This window comes from Amycolatopsis echigonensis (genome assembly GCF_014174495.1).
Taxonomy (GTDB): domain Bacteria; phylum Actinomycetota; class Actinomycetes; order Mycobacteriales; family Pseudonocardiaceae; genus Amycolatopsis; species Amycolatopsis echigonensis.
Map to the genome: position 1 here is coordinate 22,274 of NZ_JACJHR010000020.1, position 15,517 is coordinate 37,790.

The following is a 15,517-nucleotide window of genomic DNA, read 5'->3' on the forward strand; positions in this document are numbered from 1 at the left end:
CGGCGGGCAGCTCCACGCTTTCCTTACCGCCGAAGGGTTTCCCGTCGAATACCACGAGAGCGTCGTCAGCAGACAGTCGCCACCAGGAACTCCTCCCCCGACGTCTGCAACCCATCCGAGCGGCCCGACAGATACCGCTTGGTCAAATCGGCCGCGCTGACATGCTGGACATCCTGAAAGCCGCACTCCCGCGCGAACTCCAGCATCTCGTCCGGCGCGAAGAAGCTCACGAACGGCGTCCCGGCCGCCTTCGCTCCCTTCATCGCCGCCGCCCGCGCCTCGCGGTCGGGATCGTCCAGGTACTCCTCCGACATCTGGAACGTCATCGCCACCACGGTGCCCGGTGCGAAACCGGCGAGCGCACGCAACGTCGCGGCGTTGGCCTCGCGGGTCAGGTACATGCTGACGCCCGTGGACGCCACCACCGCGGGCTTCGCCATCTCGAAACCGTTGGCAGCCAAGCGTTCCGGCCACTGTTCGCCGGATTCGAAGTCGACCGGCACGAAGCGGTACGGCGCGGGCAGCCCGAGTTCGGCGAGCCGAGCCCGCTTCCATTCCTGCGTGCCCGGCTGGTCGATCTCGAACACCCGCACACCGAGGTCCGGCTCCCGCTGCGCGAACGTGTCCAGTCCGGCGCCGAGGAGAACGTACTGCGCGACCCCGCGTTCGCGCACCAGATCCTCGACGAACCGGCTGCGCAGCACGATTCCCGCCCGGAACCGCCGGGTGAAGCCCAGGTCCATGTCCGGCCGGGACCGCCAGTCCGGACCGGGATCCGCCAGCTGGAGACCGATCTCGTCGACCAGCGCGTGCGGCGGCGGATCCGCGAGCAGGTGCAGCGCGCGCCACAGCGCTACGCGCACCGCGGTGTGGTCCGGCTCGCTCACTTCGGCGCCCGCAGAATCCAGGCCCGGCCGTCCGGATCCCGCACGGTCATCTCGCGCGTGCCGTAGTGGGTGTCCTCGAACGGCGTGACGACGTCGAGTTCCGCGTCGACCGACTCGTCCGGGACCGCCACCACCACGCTCGTCCGCGGCTCCTGGCTTTCGGGAACCTCGGCGACGAACACGGGCACGCCGTCGCCGTTCGACAGCTGCCCGGAGTTGTGGTCAGTCTCGAAATCGAGGCTGAAACCCACACGCTGCAGGAACTTCGCGGTCTTGCCCCAGTTGTGCGTCTCCAGGAAGAGCGTCGTGATGCCCTCGCTCATGTCAGCCGTCCTCTCGTTGGTCCGGCGGGGAGCCGAGATAAGCCCGCAAGGCCTCGGTGACCAGTGCGGACAGTGACTGCTCGGTCTCGATCGCCCGGTACTTCACCTGCTTGATCAGCTCGACCGGCAGGTAGACGTTGAATTGCTTGACCTCTTCACCGGCCATTCTAGGATGCTAGCATCCTAGCCAACGGCGGACAAGGGCCGCCGACCGCCGTCATGAGAAGGTGGAGGCATGGCGAAACCCTCCGGGCTGCAGATCAGGAACATCATCGCCGCCGTCCTGATGGCTGCCGCGTTCGTGTTCAACCTGGTCACCGGCGGCCCGTGGTGGGTCACCGCGATCGTCGGCGTCGCGGCTCTGCTGTCGTCCTTCTCCGCCTACCTGAACCGGCCGAGCGCCCGCGGCTGACCGTCCGGGCAGCCCCGCCCGGACGCTCGGGCAGGAAGCCGCCCCGTTCAGCCTTCGTCCGCACGGACGTCGCCTCCGGTTCAGCCGCCGCTGCTCTACTCGGCGCGGCCCGATCGCGGCAGGCGAAGGAGTGTTGGTGGCAGGGAACGGCTTCACCGTCCACCCGGACGAGTTGCACACATTCAGCGAGTACCTCGACAAGACCACCGTGCCGACGGTGCACGACTCCGCGAAAGCGGTGGACGACGCCAACGGCGGGGACATCGACGCGTTCGGCGTCGTGCTCGCGCAGGTGCTCGCCATTCCCGCGCGGATCGCGCTGAAGGCCGTCTCCGACAATCTGCACGGCGTCGCGAACGACGTGACCCAGAGCGCGGACAAGACGCGCCAGGCCAGCGAGCAGTACAGCAAGGGCGACCAGGACCTCGCGAAGGCGTTCGACAAGTTCAAGCCGGAGCAGGTCAAATGAGCGTCGTCGAGCCCATCACCGACTCGAACAGCACCACCGGCGCGGGCGTCGCGGACAGCTGGCACAGCGTCGTCTCGTCGATCCAGGAGATCCAGCACCTGCACGGCGCGGACGCGGCCGCGGTGGGCGTCGAGATCGGCGTGTCGATCGTCGGCGCGATCGCGGACACCGCGGCGTTCGTCGTCGACCCGTTCGGCAAGCTGATCGCGGCCGGGCTCGGCTGGCTGATCGAGCACATCTCGTTCCTCAAAGAGGGCCTCGACAAACTCGCCGGCGACCCCGCGGCGATCAAGAAGATGGCCGAGGAACTGCACAAGACCGCCCAGAATCTGCGCAACGCGGCGAAGGACCTCGACGCCACGCTGCAGAAGACGGTCGTCAGCTGGGAGGGCGAGGGCGCCGAGGCGTTCAAGAAGAACATCAGCGACCGGCGCGGCCAGATCGACAGCGCCGGGCAGGCGGTCGATGTCGCGGGCTATGTCGTCGAGACGACGATGGCTCTGGTCACCGTGGTGCGCTCGCTGATCCGCGACATGATCACGACGTTTCTCGGCGACGTCATCGCGACCATGCTGATCGCGCTCGCGATGGCGGCGTTCACGTTCGGCGCGTCCATCGTCGTCGGGGTGGGCAACGTGATCCGGTCGGGGATCTCGCTGGCGCTGACGATGGCGTCCAAGATCGCCCGGCTGGTCGGCCTCGGCGGGCGGACCGCGAGCCGGCTGGCCCAACTGGCGGAGAAGGTCAAGCCCGGTCGCGGCAGCGGCGGCAGCACACACAGCGGGAACGACCACGAGATGACCGACCTTCCGCACGGCACCGGCGGGGACCACGGCGGCGGGGGCGGCGGTCAGGGCGGAGAGGGCAGTCACGGCCGAACCAACACTCCGCACGACGACACTCCCGGTGGGAACGACCACCACGAAGACACTCCCGGCGGGACCAGCCAGCACGAGGACCCGCCCGGCAACACCACGAACCACGAAGACACCCCGGGCGGCAACGACCACCACGAAGACACCCCGGGCGGAAACAACCACCACGAAGACGCGCCGCGCGGGAACAATCAGCCGCACGAGGACGACCCGTTCGACACCTGGCTGGCCGCGGACCAGCACTTCAACCCGCCGCCCGACCGCCCGCACGACTCCCCGGGTGGCAACACGCACCACGAGGACGCCCCGGGCGGCGGCAACCACGAGAACTCACCGGGCAACAACAACACCGGCCACGACAACACGCCCGGGAACAACTCGCACGAGGACGCGCCCGGGAACAACAACCACGAGGACCCGCCGGGCAACACCACGAATCACGAAGACGCACCCGGCGGGAACCCCAACCACGAGGACAACCCGGGCGGCACCAACCATCACGAGGACGACCAGGGCGGCGGAAACCACGAGAACGGCGGTGGCGGCGGGAACGAGCCGCAGTCCCCGTTCAAGCCGTACGACTTCGACTGGATGAAGAAGCACGAAGGCTGGCTGGCGAACGTCTGCGACATCCCCGCCATCCAGAAGTACACCGGCGGGAAGAACGTCTGGAAGGACATCGTCAAGGGCCCGGACGAGTACTTCAAGACGCACCCGAGGCTGTACCCGTTCCTCAAGGGCTTGGCCGACGCCAAGAGCAGCAAGAACTTCGCCGGCTGGATCGGCAAGGACGCGATCAACTTCGACAAGTCGATCACCGACATCCAGATGCAGGCCGAGGAAGCCTGGAACGCCTCGGACGAGGAGTGGCGCAAGGAGCATCCGGACCCGGCCGCCGAAGGAAGCACCGCGGAGTAACGGTGCCAGAAGCCGTGAAGGGCTCCTTGAAGGAAACAGATTCCTTCAAGGAGCCCTTCACGGACAAAGAACTCAGTCAGACGTCTCCGCGAAGCGCGCCGTCAGGGCTTCCCGGCCGCGTTTGCTCAGTTCGCCGAAGAGCCGCAGCCGGGCGAGTCCGCCGTCGGGGTAGATGTCCAGCCGGATCTCCGTCACCTCGGGGCCGTCGTCCGCCAGGGCGAAGCGGTGCCGGGTGTCGGGCTGCAACCTGGTGCGCGGCAGCAGTTCCACCCATTCGCCCTCGTCGAGGCGGCCGCTCACCGACGCCCACCCGGGTGCGTTTCCCTTGAGGTTGCTGGTGTCCAGCTCCACGAACCGGATCACGCCCGCGCCCGCCAGCGACACCGTCGCCCAGTCGTTGCCGTCGTCGCGCCGACGGGCGGTTTCCCAGCCTTCCGCCTGGTGCGCGGCGAGGCCCGGCGACAGCATGTTGTTCGGCGACGAATAGAACATGTCGCTGCATCCGGTGACGACCGCGCCGTTCTCCAGCGCTGCCAAGTCCAGCGAGCGGGGGTCGAGCAGGGCTGGGTCAGGCACTGGCGAACCGTGCACCCGCAGCCGTGCGACGCCGCCGTCGGGGTGCTGGGTGAGGCGCACGTGGGTGTAGCGACGCGGGGACGTCACCTTGTAGAAGTTCTCCGAGTCGCCGACCGCCGGTTCGTGGTCGACCAGGACGTCCCAGTCGGCCTCCTGCAGTTCGGCCGCGCTCGGGTAGCCGGGGACGGACGTCGCCGCGACCGACACGAACGGCGGGTAGTTGCCCTTGAAGAACGCCGTGTCCACCACCACGCCGGACACCACGCCGCCGAGGCCGAGGCGGACGAGGGCGTGGTCGTCGCCGGGTTCGCGGTGCCGCCGGGTCTCCCAGCCGTCGTACACCTGGCCCTTCGGGCCGAACGTTTCGGCGCGGTGCGCCGGCCGCCACGGATTGACCAGGTTTTCCTTTTCGGCGAACAGTTCGTCGCTCGCCCACATCACGGTGCCCCCGAACAGGCGCGAGGCCAGATCGGGCTGGGCAGTCCACTCCGGACGGTCGGACACGTGCTCCTCCATCTTGTCAGCAATTGCCCCGGGTCAGCAGAGTCCCCCTCGGTTCGCCGCCGGTCACCGGCTCGCCGCGCAGCCACGTGCCGCGCACGACGCCGGCCAGCGGACGCTGGTCGTACGCGCTCACCGGGTTGCGGTGCGCGAGCTTCGCGACGTCCACGACGAAGGCTTCGTCCGGCGCGAAGACGCAGAAATCGGCGTCATAGCCCGCTTCCAGTTTGCCCTTGCGCGTCATCCCCACCTGCGCCGCCGGGCCCTCAGCCATCCACCGCACCACGTCGGTCAGGCCGAAGCCGCGCTGACGCGCCTGCGTCCAGATCGCGGGCAGACCGAGCTGCAGGCTGGAAATACCGCCCCACGCGAGGCCGAAATCGCCGGTGTCGAAGCGTTTCAGCTCCGGCGTGCACGGCGAATGGTCGCTCACGATCGTTTCGATCACGCCGTCCGCCAAGCCCTGCCACAGCAATTCCCGGTTCGCCGCCTCGCGGATTGGCGGGCAGCATTTGAATTGCGTTGCCCCGTCCCGGATTTCCTCCGCGATGAACGACAGGTAGTGCGGGCAGGTTTCCACCGACAGTGCGACACCTTCGCGGCGGGCGCTGGAAATCAGCGGCAAAGCATCCGAAGAGGACAGGTGCAGGATGTGCGCGCGGGCGCCGGTGCGCCGGGCCGCTTCGATCACGTGCGTGATGGCCAGGTTTTCCGCGCCGCGCGGGCGGGAGCCGAGGAAGTCGTGGTACTTCTCGCCGTGCGGGTCGGGAGCCGCGTCGATCGCCTCGGAATCCTCGGCGTGCACGATCATCTGCGCGTCGAACGACTTCAGCTCGCGCATCGCGGATTCCAGGCCGGCCGCGTCCAGCGGCGGAAACTCGTCGACGCCGGAGTGCAGCAGGAAGCATTTGAAGCCGAAGACGCCCTCGTCGTGCAGACCGCGCAGATCGCCTTCGTTGCCCGGAATCGCGCCGCCCCAGAACCCGACGTCGACGTGCACCCGGCCGCTCGCCGCCTTGCGTTTGACCTCCAGCGCGGCGACGTCGACCGTCGGCGGCAGGCTGTTGAGCGGCATGTCCACGATCGTCGTGACGCCGCCGGCGGCGGCCGCGCGCGTGGCGGTCTCGAAGCCCTCCCATTCGGCCCGGCCGGGGTCGTTGACGTGCACGTGCGTGTCCACGAGACCGGGCAGCAGCACCTCGTCCTCAGCCAGCTCGACGACCCGCGAGCCCGGCATCTCGACGACACCGGGTTCCACCGCGACAATCCGGCCGTCCCGCACGCCGATCGTCGCCGGCCCGAGACCGGCGGGGGTCACCGCACGCGCGGCCCGCACCACGAGGTCCATCGACGGCCTCCTCCACTTCCACTTTACGGAAAGAGTCTTTCGCTCACCGAGATTAGACGCGTGCTTCCCGGCTCGTCAACGCCGTCCCTACCACGTTACGGTCACCGGGTGGAGTTGGAAGCCGAGTTCACCAGCGAGCCGTTCCGCGGCGAGGGCGCACCGCCGGAGCACGCCGTGCGCGCCCGCGACGCCGCCGACGCGGCCGGGCTCGACACCGACTTCGGCCCGCTCGGCACCCTGGCCCGCGGGACCGCCGACGAGCTGTTCGCCGCGTTGCCGTCGATCGCCCGCGCCGCCCTCGAAGGCGGGGCCACCCGGGTGACGCTGCAACTGCGCCGGACCGACGATTCCGACACCGTTCCCCCGATCGAACTCAACAGCGCCCTGGCGCGATTGATCGCCGACGTGGAACGCGAGCTCGGCTCGAAACTGCGCGATCTCGATCGGCCGGAAAAGCAGCGCGCGGTGCGCCTGCTGCGCGAGCGAGGGGCGTTCAACCTGCGGAAATCGGTTTCGGCCGTCGCCGAGGAACTGGGCGTCACGCGGTTCACGGTCTACAACTACCTCAACCGGGAAACCGACTGAAAGAGACACGGGGTCGCGATTCAACAAAGTGTTGACGCACGCTCGGCCCGGCCGTACGGTCAGCGGAACACCACCTCCCCGGAGGAGATTCCGTTGCCGCTCGCACTCGCCGAGTTCAACTCCGCATCCGCCGCCGAACTCCGGCCGACGCTCACCGCCTGCCTGGCCGTGCCGCGCTGGGTCGACACCGTGCTCGCAGGCCGCCCGTACGCCGATTTCGCCGCGCTGAGCAAGCAAGCCGACAGCGCGACTCCGTTGCGCCGCAACGAGATCCGCGAAGCGATCGCCGCGCACCCGAGAATCGGGGAACGCCCGACCAGCAAGGGCAGCGACGCGGACTGGTCCCGCTCAGAACAGTCCGGCGTGGACAACGCGGACGAATTCGCCGCCGCCAACGCCGAATACGAAGCCCGCTTCGGCCACGTGTTCCTCGTGTGCGCGAGCGGGCGCAGCGGCGAGGAACTGCTCGCGAACCTGCGGTCCCGGCTCGGCAACGACCCGGAGACCGAACTCGACGTCGCCGGCGCGGAGCTGGCCAAGATCGCACAACTGCGCCTGGCGAAAGCGGTAATCCCATGAGCGCAGCTTGCGAGCGAATCACGGCTGTTCATGCCGTCGCCTCCCAGGCAACCAGCGTGAAACTCGACAAGGAGGCGACAGCATGAGCCTTGTGACGACCCACGTCCTCGACACCGCGAGCGGGAAGCCCGCCGCCGGAATCGCCGTGCGCTTCGAGCGCCAGGACGGCTCGCTTATCGCCGACGGCACGACCGACGACGACGGCCGCATCCGCGACCTCGGCCCGGACACGCTCGAGCCCGGGGTCTACCGGCTGATCTTCGACACCGGGAGCTACCTCGGCCCGGAGGCGTTCTTCCCCGACGTCACCATCGCCTTCCGGATCGTCGACGGCACGTCGCACCACCACGTGCCGGTGCTGCTGAGCCCGTTCGCCTATTCCACCTATCGCGGGAGCTGACATGGGAATCTCGTTGGGCCCCAACCAGTACGGCAAGGCCGAGGTCCGCCTCGTCACCGTCCGGCGCACCGGCGGCGTGCACCACCTGCGCGACCTCACGGTGTCCTCGGCGCTGCGCGGCGACCTGTCGGCCACGCACCTCACCGGCGACAACTCCGCCGTGCTGGCCACCGACACGCAGAAGAACACGGTGTACGCGTTCGCCAAGCAGCAGGACGTCGGCGAGATCGAGGACTTCGCCCTCCGGCTCGGCCAGCACTTCGTCGGCACCCAGGAAAAGATCACCGGTGCGCGGATCACCATCGAAGAGCAGGAATGGGACCGCATCACCGTCGACGGCGCGCCGCACGACCATTCGTTCAGCCGCTCCGGCGGCGAACGCCGCACCACGACCGTCACCGTGCACGCCGACCGCGCCTGGGTGGTGTCCGGAGTGGACGGCCTGACCGTGCTCAAGTCCACCGGGTCCGAATTCCACGGCTACCCGAAGGACGAATACACCACGCTCGTCGAAACCGACGACCGCATTCTCGCCACCGCCGTGACCGCGCGCTGGCGCTACGAGGGATTCACCGGGATCGACTGGGCCAAGAGCCATCGGGAGATCCGGCGGACGCTCCTGGAGACGTTCGCCACCAAGCACAGTCTTTCGCTGCAGCAAACCCTGTACGCGATGGGCGAAGCCGTGCTTCAGGCACGGCCGGAAGTAGCCGAGATCCGGTTCTCCCTGCCCAACAAGCACCATTTCCTCGTCGATCTAAGCCCCTTCGGCCTCGAGAACCACAACGAGGTGTTCTACGCCGCCGACCGACCGTACGGCCTCATCGAAGGCACGGTGGTCCGCGACGAAGCCGAAGAGCCCGGCCCGGCCTGGACCGACGCCGTGCTCTAGCCCCGAGTCCCCTCCGGGAGAGCGCATGTCAGTAACACCGGAACGACCTTCTCGGCACCCCGTGGACGCGGCGCCTCCGCTGCCGCAGTTGATCCTCGGAGGAATCCAGCACGTAGCGGCCATGTACGCCGGAGTGGTGGCCCCACCGCTCGTCATCGGCGCGGCCGTCGGCCTCTCCCCCGGCCAGCTCGCACTGTTGATCAGTGCGGCGCTGTTCACCGCGGGACTGGCCACCCTGGTGCAAACCCTCGGCTTCTGGCGCTTCGGCGCGAGACTGCCGCTGGTCAACGGCGTCACTTTCGCCGCCGTAGCACCAATCCTGTCCATCGCGGCGCAGCATCGCGACAGCAACGCGTTGGGCGTCGTTTACGGCGCCACGCTCGCCGGCGGCGTGTTCGTAGTGTTCGCCGCGCCGTTTTTCTCCAAGCTGACGCGGTTTTTCCCGCCGGTGGTGACGGGGACGGTCATCACGCTCATCGGGATCTCGCTGCTGCCGGTCGCCGTGCAGTGGATCGCCGCGCAGCACAAATCGGCCAAGCCGACCGGACTCGTGCTGGCCGGGATCACGCTGGTCGCGGTGCTCGTCTTCACCCGGTTCCTGACCGGGTTCTGGAGCCGGATCGCGTTGCTCCTCGGCTTGGTCGCCGGCACCGCCGTGGCGTGGCCGATGGGCCAAGTCGACACGTCGACGCTGCGGCAGGCCCCGGTGTTCGGCATCGTGACGCCGTTCCACTTCGGCACGCCGACGTTCGACATCGCGGCGATCGTCTCGATGCTCATCGTGATGCTCGTGGTGATGGCGGAAAGCACCGCCGACCTGCTGGCACTCGGCGAAATCGTGGACCGGCCGACCACCAGCCGCGTACTGGCCGACGGCCTGCGCGCGGACGGGCTGTCCACCGCGGTCGGCACGATCTTCGGCGGGTTCGCCTGCACGGCGTTCGCGCAGAACATCGGCCTCGTGTCGCTCACCCGCATGGTGAGCCGGTACGTGGTCGCGGCCAGCGGCGTCGTGCTCGTGCTGCTGGGCGTGTTCCCGGTGACCGGCGGGATCGTCGCGCTGGTGCCGCAGCCGGTGCTCGGCGGGGCCGGGCTGGTGCTGTTCGGCAGCGTCGCGGTGAGCGGCGTCCGGACGCTCGCGAAGGCGTCGTTCGAGCATCCGGTGAACGTCGCGATCGTCGCCGCGTCGCTCGGCGTCGGGCTGATCCCGATCGCCATGCCGGACTTCTACTCCGGCTTCCCGGCGGCGCTGCAGGTCGTGCTCAACTCCGGGATCAGCGCGGGCTGCGTGACCGCGGTGGTGCTCAACCTGGTGCTCCGGCCGCGCTTGATAGAACGCTCTACCGTGAAGGAGCTATCCTCGGTGTCGTGACTGGCACCAAGGACCGCATCCTCGCCGCCGGGGCGGAACTGTTCCGCCACGGCGGCTACGCGGGCACCGGCATGAAGCAGATCGTGGAGAAGGCCGGCGCGCCCTTCGGGTCGGTGTACCACTTCTTCCCCGGCGGCAAGGAACAGCTGGGCGAAGAAGTGGTACGCACCTCGGGGATGGAGTACGCGCGGCTGTTCGAAGTCTTCATCACGCCCGCGCCGGACCTGATCACCGGCCTCGAAACGTTCTTCGGGGCCGCGGTCACCACGCTGCTCGAAACGGACTACGTCGAGGGCTGCCCGATCGCGACCGTCGCGCTCGAAGTGGCGACCACGAACGAACCCCTGCGCAAGGCCACCGCGGACGTGTTCGAGGCGTGGACCAAGGCGGGCACCAAGGGGTTCTCCGCCTTCGGGCTTCCCGAGGAGCACGCCCGCACGCTCACGCTCGCCCTGGTGACGAGCCTGGAGGGCGCGTTCGTGCTGTGCCGCTCCATGCGGACGACCGAACCGATGGCGGTCGCGGGCGCGGCGGTGGTCGACGTAGCGCGGCGGCTGCTGACCGAACTGGGAGACGACGGGAAACGACGTCCCGCGGACGGCTAAGCTGGAAGCAACATCCGGGTCCGCGGGAGGTTGCCGGTGTTCGGTCTCAGCATCGACCACATCGTGATTTTGCTGCTCGCCGGGTTGTTCATCCTCGGCCCGGAACGGCTGCCCGAGGCGGCGCAGTGGGTCGCGCAGACCTTGAAACGGGTACGCGGGTTCGCCGCGGGCACGAAGGCACAGCTCGAGGCGGAGCTCGGCCCGGAGTACCAGGAGCTGCGGAAACCGTTGCAAGAACTGCAGTCGCTGCGGCTCGGCAACCCGCGCGCGGCCGTGACGAGGTATCTGCTCGACGACACGCCCCCGGCCGCGACGCCGCCGCCGGCACCAGCACCGGCACCGGTTCCGTTGCGGGCGAACGAGCGGCCCCCGGTCGACCCGGACGCCACCTGATCACTCGGCCGCGCGCCACGCCCATCCGGCGAGCACCAGCAGTTCGACCAGTTCCAGCACCGCCATCAGCCGTTCCACGAGCCCGGTCGCGACGGTCGGCAGATGCTGCCCGAACGCGACATTAGCCGCGAACGGAATGAGAAACGGCAGAAAGAACGGCACCGCCGCCACCGCCAGAATGCGCGACCAGCGCGCATAACCCCGCCATCGCGGCGTATTCCGATGCGCCCAGCCGAGCAGCCATCCAGCTAACGGCAAACTCACACAACTGATCCCGGTCGCGCCGAGATGCACTTTGCCGATCAGCGTCACCGCATTTCCCTGCGGGTCCTTCGTGAACAACGCCACAGTGGCGAGCCCGGTGCACCAGGCGGCCATCGCGACGACCGTCAGCGCTCCGTACAGGACCTCCCGGCGGCGCAGGACCACGGCCACCACGACCGACCCCGCCGACGTCAGCAGCATCGCCGCCGCCCACATCCACCAGCCGGGAGTCCAGGCGTAGTCGCTGAGCATCGCGCTGACCGGGTCGATCGGGCCCCAGTAGCGGTCGACGTGCAGCACCACGAGGAAAGCCGTCGCGACCAGCACCGCGACCACCGCCGCGCCGAGCGCTCGTTTCGTTCCTTTCGCCGACGGGGCTGGCGCCAGCACCGGGACCGGTGCCGGGGTCAGTTCTGTCGCCACTCTGGATTCTCCGCTCGCCCGCTGGTTTCCCGAAAGCATATCCCGGCCGTGGGCCCGTCGCTTTAGGACAGTCTGGCCGAATTGCCGGGCATTCTCAGCGTCCTGCCAGAAATCAGTGGCTACCCTCGCGGCCGTTCACTGATTTCTGACGACGGGAAATCCATGCCTGCCGGGCGCGGTACGGAATTGCGGCTGCTTCTGTTCGCGGTGGGGATCGTCTGGTGTGCGTTCCTGCTCGTGGACGCGAACGCCTTGGCGCGGATCGACTCCGCGGTAGTCGGCTACGGCGCCTCGTTCACCGCGGTGGTGGCGGCAGCACACCTCGCGGTCCGGCGCTGGGCCCCGCACGCCGACCCGCTGATCCTGCCCTGCACCGCGCTGCTGAACGGGCTGGGCCTGGTGGTGATCCACCGGATCGACCTCGGGCTCGCCGAACAGGCGGGGCAGCGGGGCAAGGTGTACTCGGCCGTCGCCGGACAGCAGGTCCTGTGGACGGTCGTGGCGCTGGTGTTGTTCCTCGCGGTGCTCGGGTTCGTGCGCGATCACCGGGTGCTGACCCGGTACGGCTACCTCGCCGGACTGGCCGGGATTGTCGCGGTTCTGCTGCCCGCGCTGCTGCCCGCGTCGCTCTCGGAGGTGAACGGCGCGAAGGTGTGGATCAAGATCGGCCCGATGTCGATCCAGCCGGGCGAGTTCGCGAAGCTGCTGCTGATCGTGTTCACGGCGACCACGCTGGTGGCGAAACGGGAGCTGTTCCGGGTCGCCGGGCGGAAGGTGCTCGGCATCGAACTGCCGCGGGCACGCGACCTCGGGCCGATCATCATCGCCGCGCTCGGCTGCGTCGCGGTGCTGGCGTTCGAGAAGGAACTCGGCGCCTCGCTGCTGTTCTTCGGGATCGTCCTGGTGATGATCTACCTCGCGACCGAGCGGGCGATCTGGATCTACGCCGGGCTGACGGTGTTCGTCGGCGGCTGCGTGCTGGCCTACTTCCTGTTCAACCACGTGCGGCAGCGCGTCGCGAACTGGCTCGACCCGCTCGCGACCTACGACCAGGCAGGCGGCGGATACCAGATCGCCCAGGGCCTGTTCGGCCTCGGCACCGGCGGCATGGGCGGAACCGGCCTCGGCGCGGGCCGGCCGGACATCGTGCCCGAGTCGAACACCGACTTCATCACCGCCAGCATCGGCGAGGAACTGGGCTTCCTCGGACTGGCCGCGGTGCTGATGCTGTACCTGCTGATCGCCCTGCGCGGAATGCGGCACGCGCTCGCCGTCCGGGACAGCTTCGGCAAACTCCTCGGCGGCGGGCTGGCGTTCACCGTGGTGATGCAGATTTTCGTGGTCGTGGGCGGGGTGACGAAGCTGATTCCGGAAACCGGGATCACCGCACCGTTCCTCTCGAAGGGCGGCTCGTCGCTGCTCGCGAACTACATCCTGGTCGCACTGCTGCTGCGTATTTCGGACGCCGCGCGCCAGCCGAGCGCGACAGAACCGGTGCAGGCGGCACGGGCGCCGTTGGCTGATGCGGGAACGGTGCTGGTCAAACGGCCTCGCTGAGCCGTCAGCCGTCCCGAACACACGGCAAGCCATCGACCCGGAGCCGCGGAGGCGAGCAACGGGTCTTCCCGCGAGCACTCGCACCCGACCTCCGGACGCGGCACGCCAGCCAAGTGCGACAGAACCGGTGCAGGCAGCGCGGGCGCCGTTGGCCGACGCGGGAACGGTGCTGGTCAAACGGCCTCGATGAGCTAGATGACGGAATAGGGACGACTTGAGGACGGCGCATGTCAGCGTGTCTCCCGTCCAGTCATCTACTGCGAAAGGACTGACATGCCATCGAGGGGAATGCTGCTGCGGATCGCCGGAGCGGGCGCGGGTGCCGCGATGCTCACTGCCGCCCTGTCCGGCACCGCCTACGCGGGGGAGCAATCCGTCGCCGCCGGCGCGAACTTCAAGATCCATCGCGCGGGAACGAGCTCCTGCTTGGACAGCAACACGGGAGGGGATGTCTACACGCTCACGTGCAACGGCGGGCGAAACCAGGTATGGACCAACTACGCCCCGGGCAAGTTCCGGAACCTGGCGACCAACGCCTGCCTCGCCGCGAGCAGAACGGCCGTTTTCACCACGACCTGCTCGTCCAACACCACTGACTGGACGACTTCGTCCACGACGAACAAGTACGTCAAGAACGTTCAGACCGGGCTCTGCCTGAACAACAGCGGCGGCAGCCCCGAAGCGGTCGGGGTGCGGATCTGCCACGCGCCGACCGCGCTGTGGACCATGGAACGGGTCTGACCCTTGAAGCCGGTGGGCCGTTCGCGAGAGCGGCCCACCGGGCTACCCGTCTTCCCGCAGCCGGGCGCTCGCCTTCGCCAGCTCGCTCGCGATCGCCGACTCGTCCGCCGTCCTCAGCTGGCCTGTCTCCACCACGGTCTTCCCGCCCACGAACAGCCTCCGCAGCGGCGGCGGCGCGGCCAAGACCAACGCCGCGACCGGGTCGTCGATGCCCGCGTAGTTCAGCCCGTTCAGATCCCATACCGCCAGATCCGCGAGCTTTCCCACCTCCACCGAGCCCATGTCCTGCTCGCGGCCGAGACACCGCGCGCCGCCCATCGTGCCGAGCCACAACGCTTCCCGCGTCGTCAACCCGGTCGGCCCGCCGCGTTGCCGGGCCTGCAGCAATGCCTGGTGCAGCTCCTCCGCCAAGCCGCCGGATTCGCTTGAAGCCGCGCCGTCGACGCCCAAGCCGACCGGAGCACCGGCGTCGAGCAAGTCCCGCACCGGGGCGATTCCGCTGCCCAGACGGCCGTTCGACGTCGGGCAATGCGCGGAACCCGTCGCCGTCGCGCCGAAACGGCGGATCGCCTCCGGCGCGAGGTGCACGGTGTGCGCCAGCCAGACGTCCGACGCCAGCCAGCCCAGTTTGTCCGCGTACTCCGCGGGCGTGAGGCCGGTTTCGGCGAGGCATTGCTTTTCCTCGTCCTGGGTTTCGGCCAGGTGAGTGTGCAGCCGGACGCCCTTGCGCCGGGCCAATTCCGCCGACTCGGCCATCAGCCGCTCGGTGACGGTGAACGGCGAGCACGGGCCCGCCGCGATCCGCAGGTGCGCGTCCGGCGAGGCGTCGTGGTAGCGGTCGATCGCGGCTTCGGTGCCGAGCAGAGCGTCCTCGGCGGTCTCGACCAGGCTGTCCGGCGGCAGCCCGCCGTCCGACTCGCCGCGGTCCATCGAGCCTCGCACCAGGTGCAGCCGCAGCCCGATCCGTTCCCGCGCGGCGACGAGCGCGGCCACCTGGTCGCCGCCGTCGCGCGGGAAGACGTAGTGGTGGTCGGCGACCGTGGTGCAGCCGCTCAGGGCGAGCCGCGCCATTCCGGCGGCACCGGCGGCGTGCGTGATCTCCTCGGTCAGCTTGGCCCACACCGGATACAGCGCGACCAGCCACTCGAAGAGGGTGTGGTCGGCGGCGAGGCCGCGCGTGGCCCATTGGTAGAGGTGGTGGTGCGTGTTCACGAGGCCGGGCGTGACGAGGCAGCCAGTGGCATCGACGCGTTCGTCCACCTCGCCGGTGAAGGCGCCGTCGCCGACGGCTGCGATGCGGTCGTCCTCGAGGACGACGTGTCCGTTGCGGTACTCGGGACCGCTGACCGTCGCGATCGCGGCGTTCTCGACGACTGTCCTCATGCGACAACTCACCT

19 protein-coding genes are annotated in these 15,517 nt (G+C 68.9%); 12 read left to right on the forward strand and 7 right to left on the reverse strand.

The annotated features are described in order from the left end of the window. Positions 1-65 precede the first annotated feature (65 nt). From H5411_RS16025 to H5411_RS16035, 3 genes are read right to left on the reverse strand one after another with little or no spacing between them, the layout of a single operon-like run. Positions 66-887, reverse strand: coding sequence for a class I SAM-dependent methyltransferase (locus H5411_RS16025; RefSeq protein WP_167441865.1), 822 nt, complete (start codon positions 885-887; stop codon positions 66-68). After that, a complete protein-coding gene (locus tag H5411_RS16030; RefSeq protein ID WP_101435154.1) occupies positions 884-1,210 on the reverse strand; it encodes a VOC family protein in 327 nt (108 codons plus the stop codon). The genes H5411_RS16025 and H5411_RS16030 overlap by 4 nt, the downstream gene beginning before the upstream one ends. A 1-nt stretch (position 1,211) precedes the next feature. Next, a complete protein-coding gene (locus H5411_RS16035) occupies positions 1,212-1,376 on the reverse strand; it encodes a ribbon-helix-helix domain-containing protein (protein ID WP_101435155.1) in 165 nt (54 codons plus the stop codon). A gap of 69 nt (positions 1,377-1,445) precedes the next feature. Between H5411_RS16035 and H5411_RS16040 the strand changes: the two genes are divergently transcribed. The 3 genes from H5411_RS16040 to H5411_RS16050 all read left to right on the forward strand — a co-directional run bounded on the left by H5411_RS16040 (position 1,446) and on the right by H5411_RS16050 (position 3,884). Next, positions 1,446-1,622 (forward strand): hypothetical protein, encoded by a 177-nt coding sequence (locus tag H5411_RS16040; RefSeq protein WP_167441866.1) that lies wholly within the window; start codon positions 1,446-1,448, stop codon positions 1,620-1,622. Between the two features lie 136 nt (positions 1,623-1,758). Then, on the forward strand, positions 1,759-2,091 hold the full coding sequence (locus H5411_RS16045) for a type VII secretion target (protein WP_101435156.1): 333 nt from the start codon (positions 1,759-1,761) through the stop codon (positions 2,089-2,091). Then, positions 2,088-3,884: a WXG100 family type VII secretion target gene (locus H5411_RS16050; RefSeq protein WP_183124272.1), complete on the forward strand. Its 1,797-nt coding sequence runs from the start codon at positions 2,088-2,090 to the stop codon at positions 3,882-3,884. Before H5411_RS16045 ends, H5411_RS16050 begins: the two co-directional genes overlap by 4 nt. A 72-nt stretch (positions 3,885-3,956) precedes the next feature. On the opposite strand, the gene alc is transcribed toward H5411_RS16050, so the two are convergent. Together alc and allB are read right to left on the reverse strand one after the other, a co-directional pair. Next, positions 3,957-4,976: an allantoicase gene (alc, locus tag H5411_RS16055; protein WP_101435158.1), complete on the reverse strand. Its 1,020-nt coding sequence runs from the start codon at positions 4,974-4,976 to the stop codon at positions 3,957-3,959. Positions 4,977-4,980: 4 nt separating this feature from the next. Next, the gene (gene allB, locus H5411_RS16060) at positions 4,981-6,309 is read right to left on the reverse strand and encodes an allantoinase AllB (RefSeq protein WP_101435159.1); all 1,329 of its coding nucleotides are present in this window, start codon (positions 6,307-6,309) and stop codon (positions 4,981-4,983) included. A gap of 108 nt (positions 6,310-6,417) precedes the next feature. Here allB and H5411_RS16065 point away from each other — a divergent pair, with 108 nt between their 5' ends. From H5411_RS16065 to H5411_RS16095, 7 genes are all read left to right on the forward strand, one after another. After that, the gene (locus H5411_RS16065) at positions 6,418-6,894 is read left to right on the forward strand and encodes a helix-turn-helix domain-containing protein (RefSeq protein WP_101435160.1); all 477 of its coding nucleotides are present in this window, start codon (positions 6,418-6,420) and stop codon (positions 6,892-6,894) included. A 93-nt stretch (positions 6,895-6,987) separates the two neighbouring features. Next, positions 6,988-7,473: a 2-oxo-4-hydroxy-4-carboxy-5-ureidoimidazoline decarboxylase gene (uraD, locus tag H5411_RS16070; protein WP_101435161.1), complete on the forward strand. Its 486-nt coding sequence runs from the start codon at positions 6,988-6,990 to the stop codon at positions 7,471-7,473. Between the two features lie 82 nt (positions 7,474-7,555). Then, positions 7,556-7,873: a hydroxyisourate hydrolase gene (gene uraH / locus H5411_RS16075; RefSeq protein ID WP_101435162.1), complete on the forward strand. Its 318-nt coding sequence runs from the start codon at positions 7,556-7,558 to the stop codon at positions 7,871-7,873. A gap of 1 nt (position 7,874) precedes the next feature. Continuing rightward, positions 7,875-8,765 carry a factor-independent urate hydroxylase gene (pucL, locus tag H5411_RS16080; RefSeq protein WP_101435163.1) on the forward strand — a complete coding sequence of 297 codons (891 nt, stop codon included), beginning with the start codon at positions 7,875-7,877 and terminating at the stop codon, positions 8,763-8,765. Between the two features lie 25 nt (positions 8,766-8,790). Further along, positions 8,791-10,137: a nucleobase:cation symporter-2 family protein gene (locus H5411_RS16085; protein WP_101435164.1), complete on the forward strand. Its 1,347-nt coding sequence runs from the start codon at positions 8,791-8,793 to the stop codon at positions 10,135-10,137. Further along, positions 10,134-10,742: a TetR/AcrR family transcriptional regulator gene (locus H5411_RS16090; protein WP_101435165.1), complete on the forward strand. Its 609-nt coding sequence runs from the start codon at positions 10,134-10,136 to the stop codon at positions 10,740-10,742. The genes H5411_RS16085 and H5411_RS16090 overlap by 4 nt, the downstream gene beginning before the upstream one ends. A 36-nt stretch (positions 10,743-10,778) precedes the next feature. Continuing rightward, positions 10,779-11,135 (forward strand): twin-arginine translocase TatA/TatE family subunit, encoded by a 357-nt coding sequence (locus tag H5411_RS16095; protein WP_101435166.1) that lies wholly within the window; start codon positions 10,779-10,781, stop codon positions 11,133-11,135. On the opposite strand, the gene H5411_RS16100 is transcribed toward H5411_RS16095, so the two are convergent. Next, positions 11,136-11,822, reverse strand: coding sequence for a DUF998 domain-containing protein (locus tag H5411_RS16100; protein WP_101435167.1), 687 nt, complete (start codon positions 11,820-11,822; stop codon positions 11,136-11,138). 162 nt (positions 11,823-11,984) lie between these two features. Here H5411_RS16100 and H5411_RS16105 point away from each other — a divergent pair, with 162 nt between their 5' ends. Together H5411_RS16105 and H5411_RS16110 are read left to right on the forward strand one after the other, a co-directional pair. Next, entirely contained in the window at positions 11,985-13,379 is a 1,395-nt protein-coding gene (locus H5411_RS16105) for an FtsW/RodA/SpoVE family cell cycle protein (protein WP_101435168.1), read from the forward strand. Between the two features lie 273 nt (positions 13,380-13,652). Next, entirely contained in the window at positions 13,653-14,120 is a 468-nt protein-coding gene (locus tag H5411_RS16110; RefSeq protein ID WP_101435169.1) for an RICIN domain-containing protein, read from the forward strand. 42 nt (positions 14,121-14,162) lie between these two features. Here H5411_RS16110 and H5411_RS16115 read toward each other — a convergent pair whose 3' ends face one another. Then, a complete protein-coding gene (locus H5411_RS16115) occupies positions 14,163-15,503 on the reverse strand; it encodes an 8-oxoguanine deaminase (protein WP_101435170.1) in 1,341 nt (446 codons plus the stop codon). Positions 15,504-15,517: the final 14 nt, after the last annotated feature.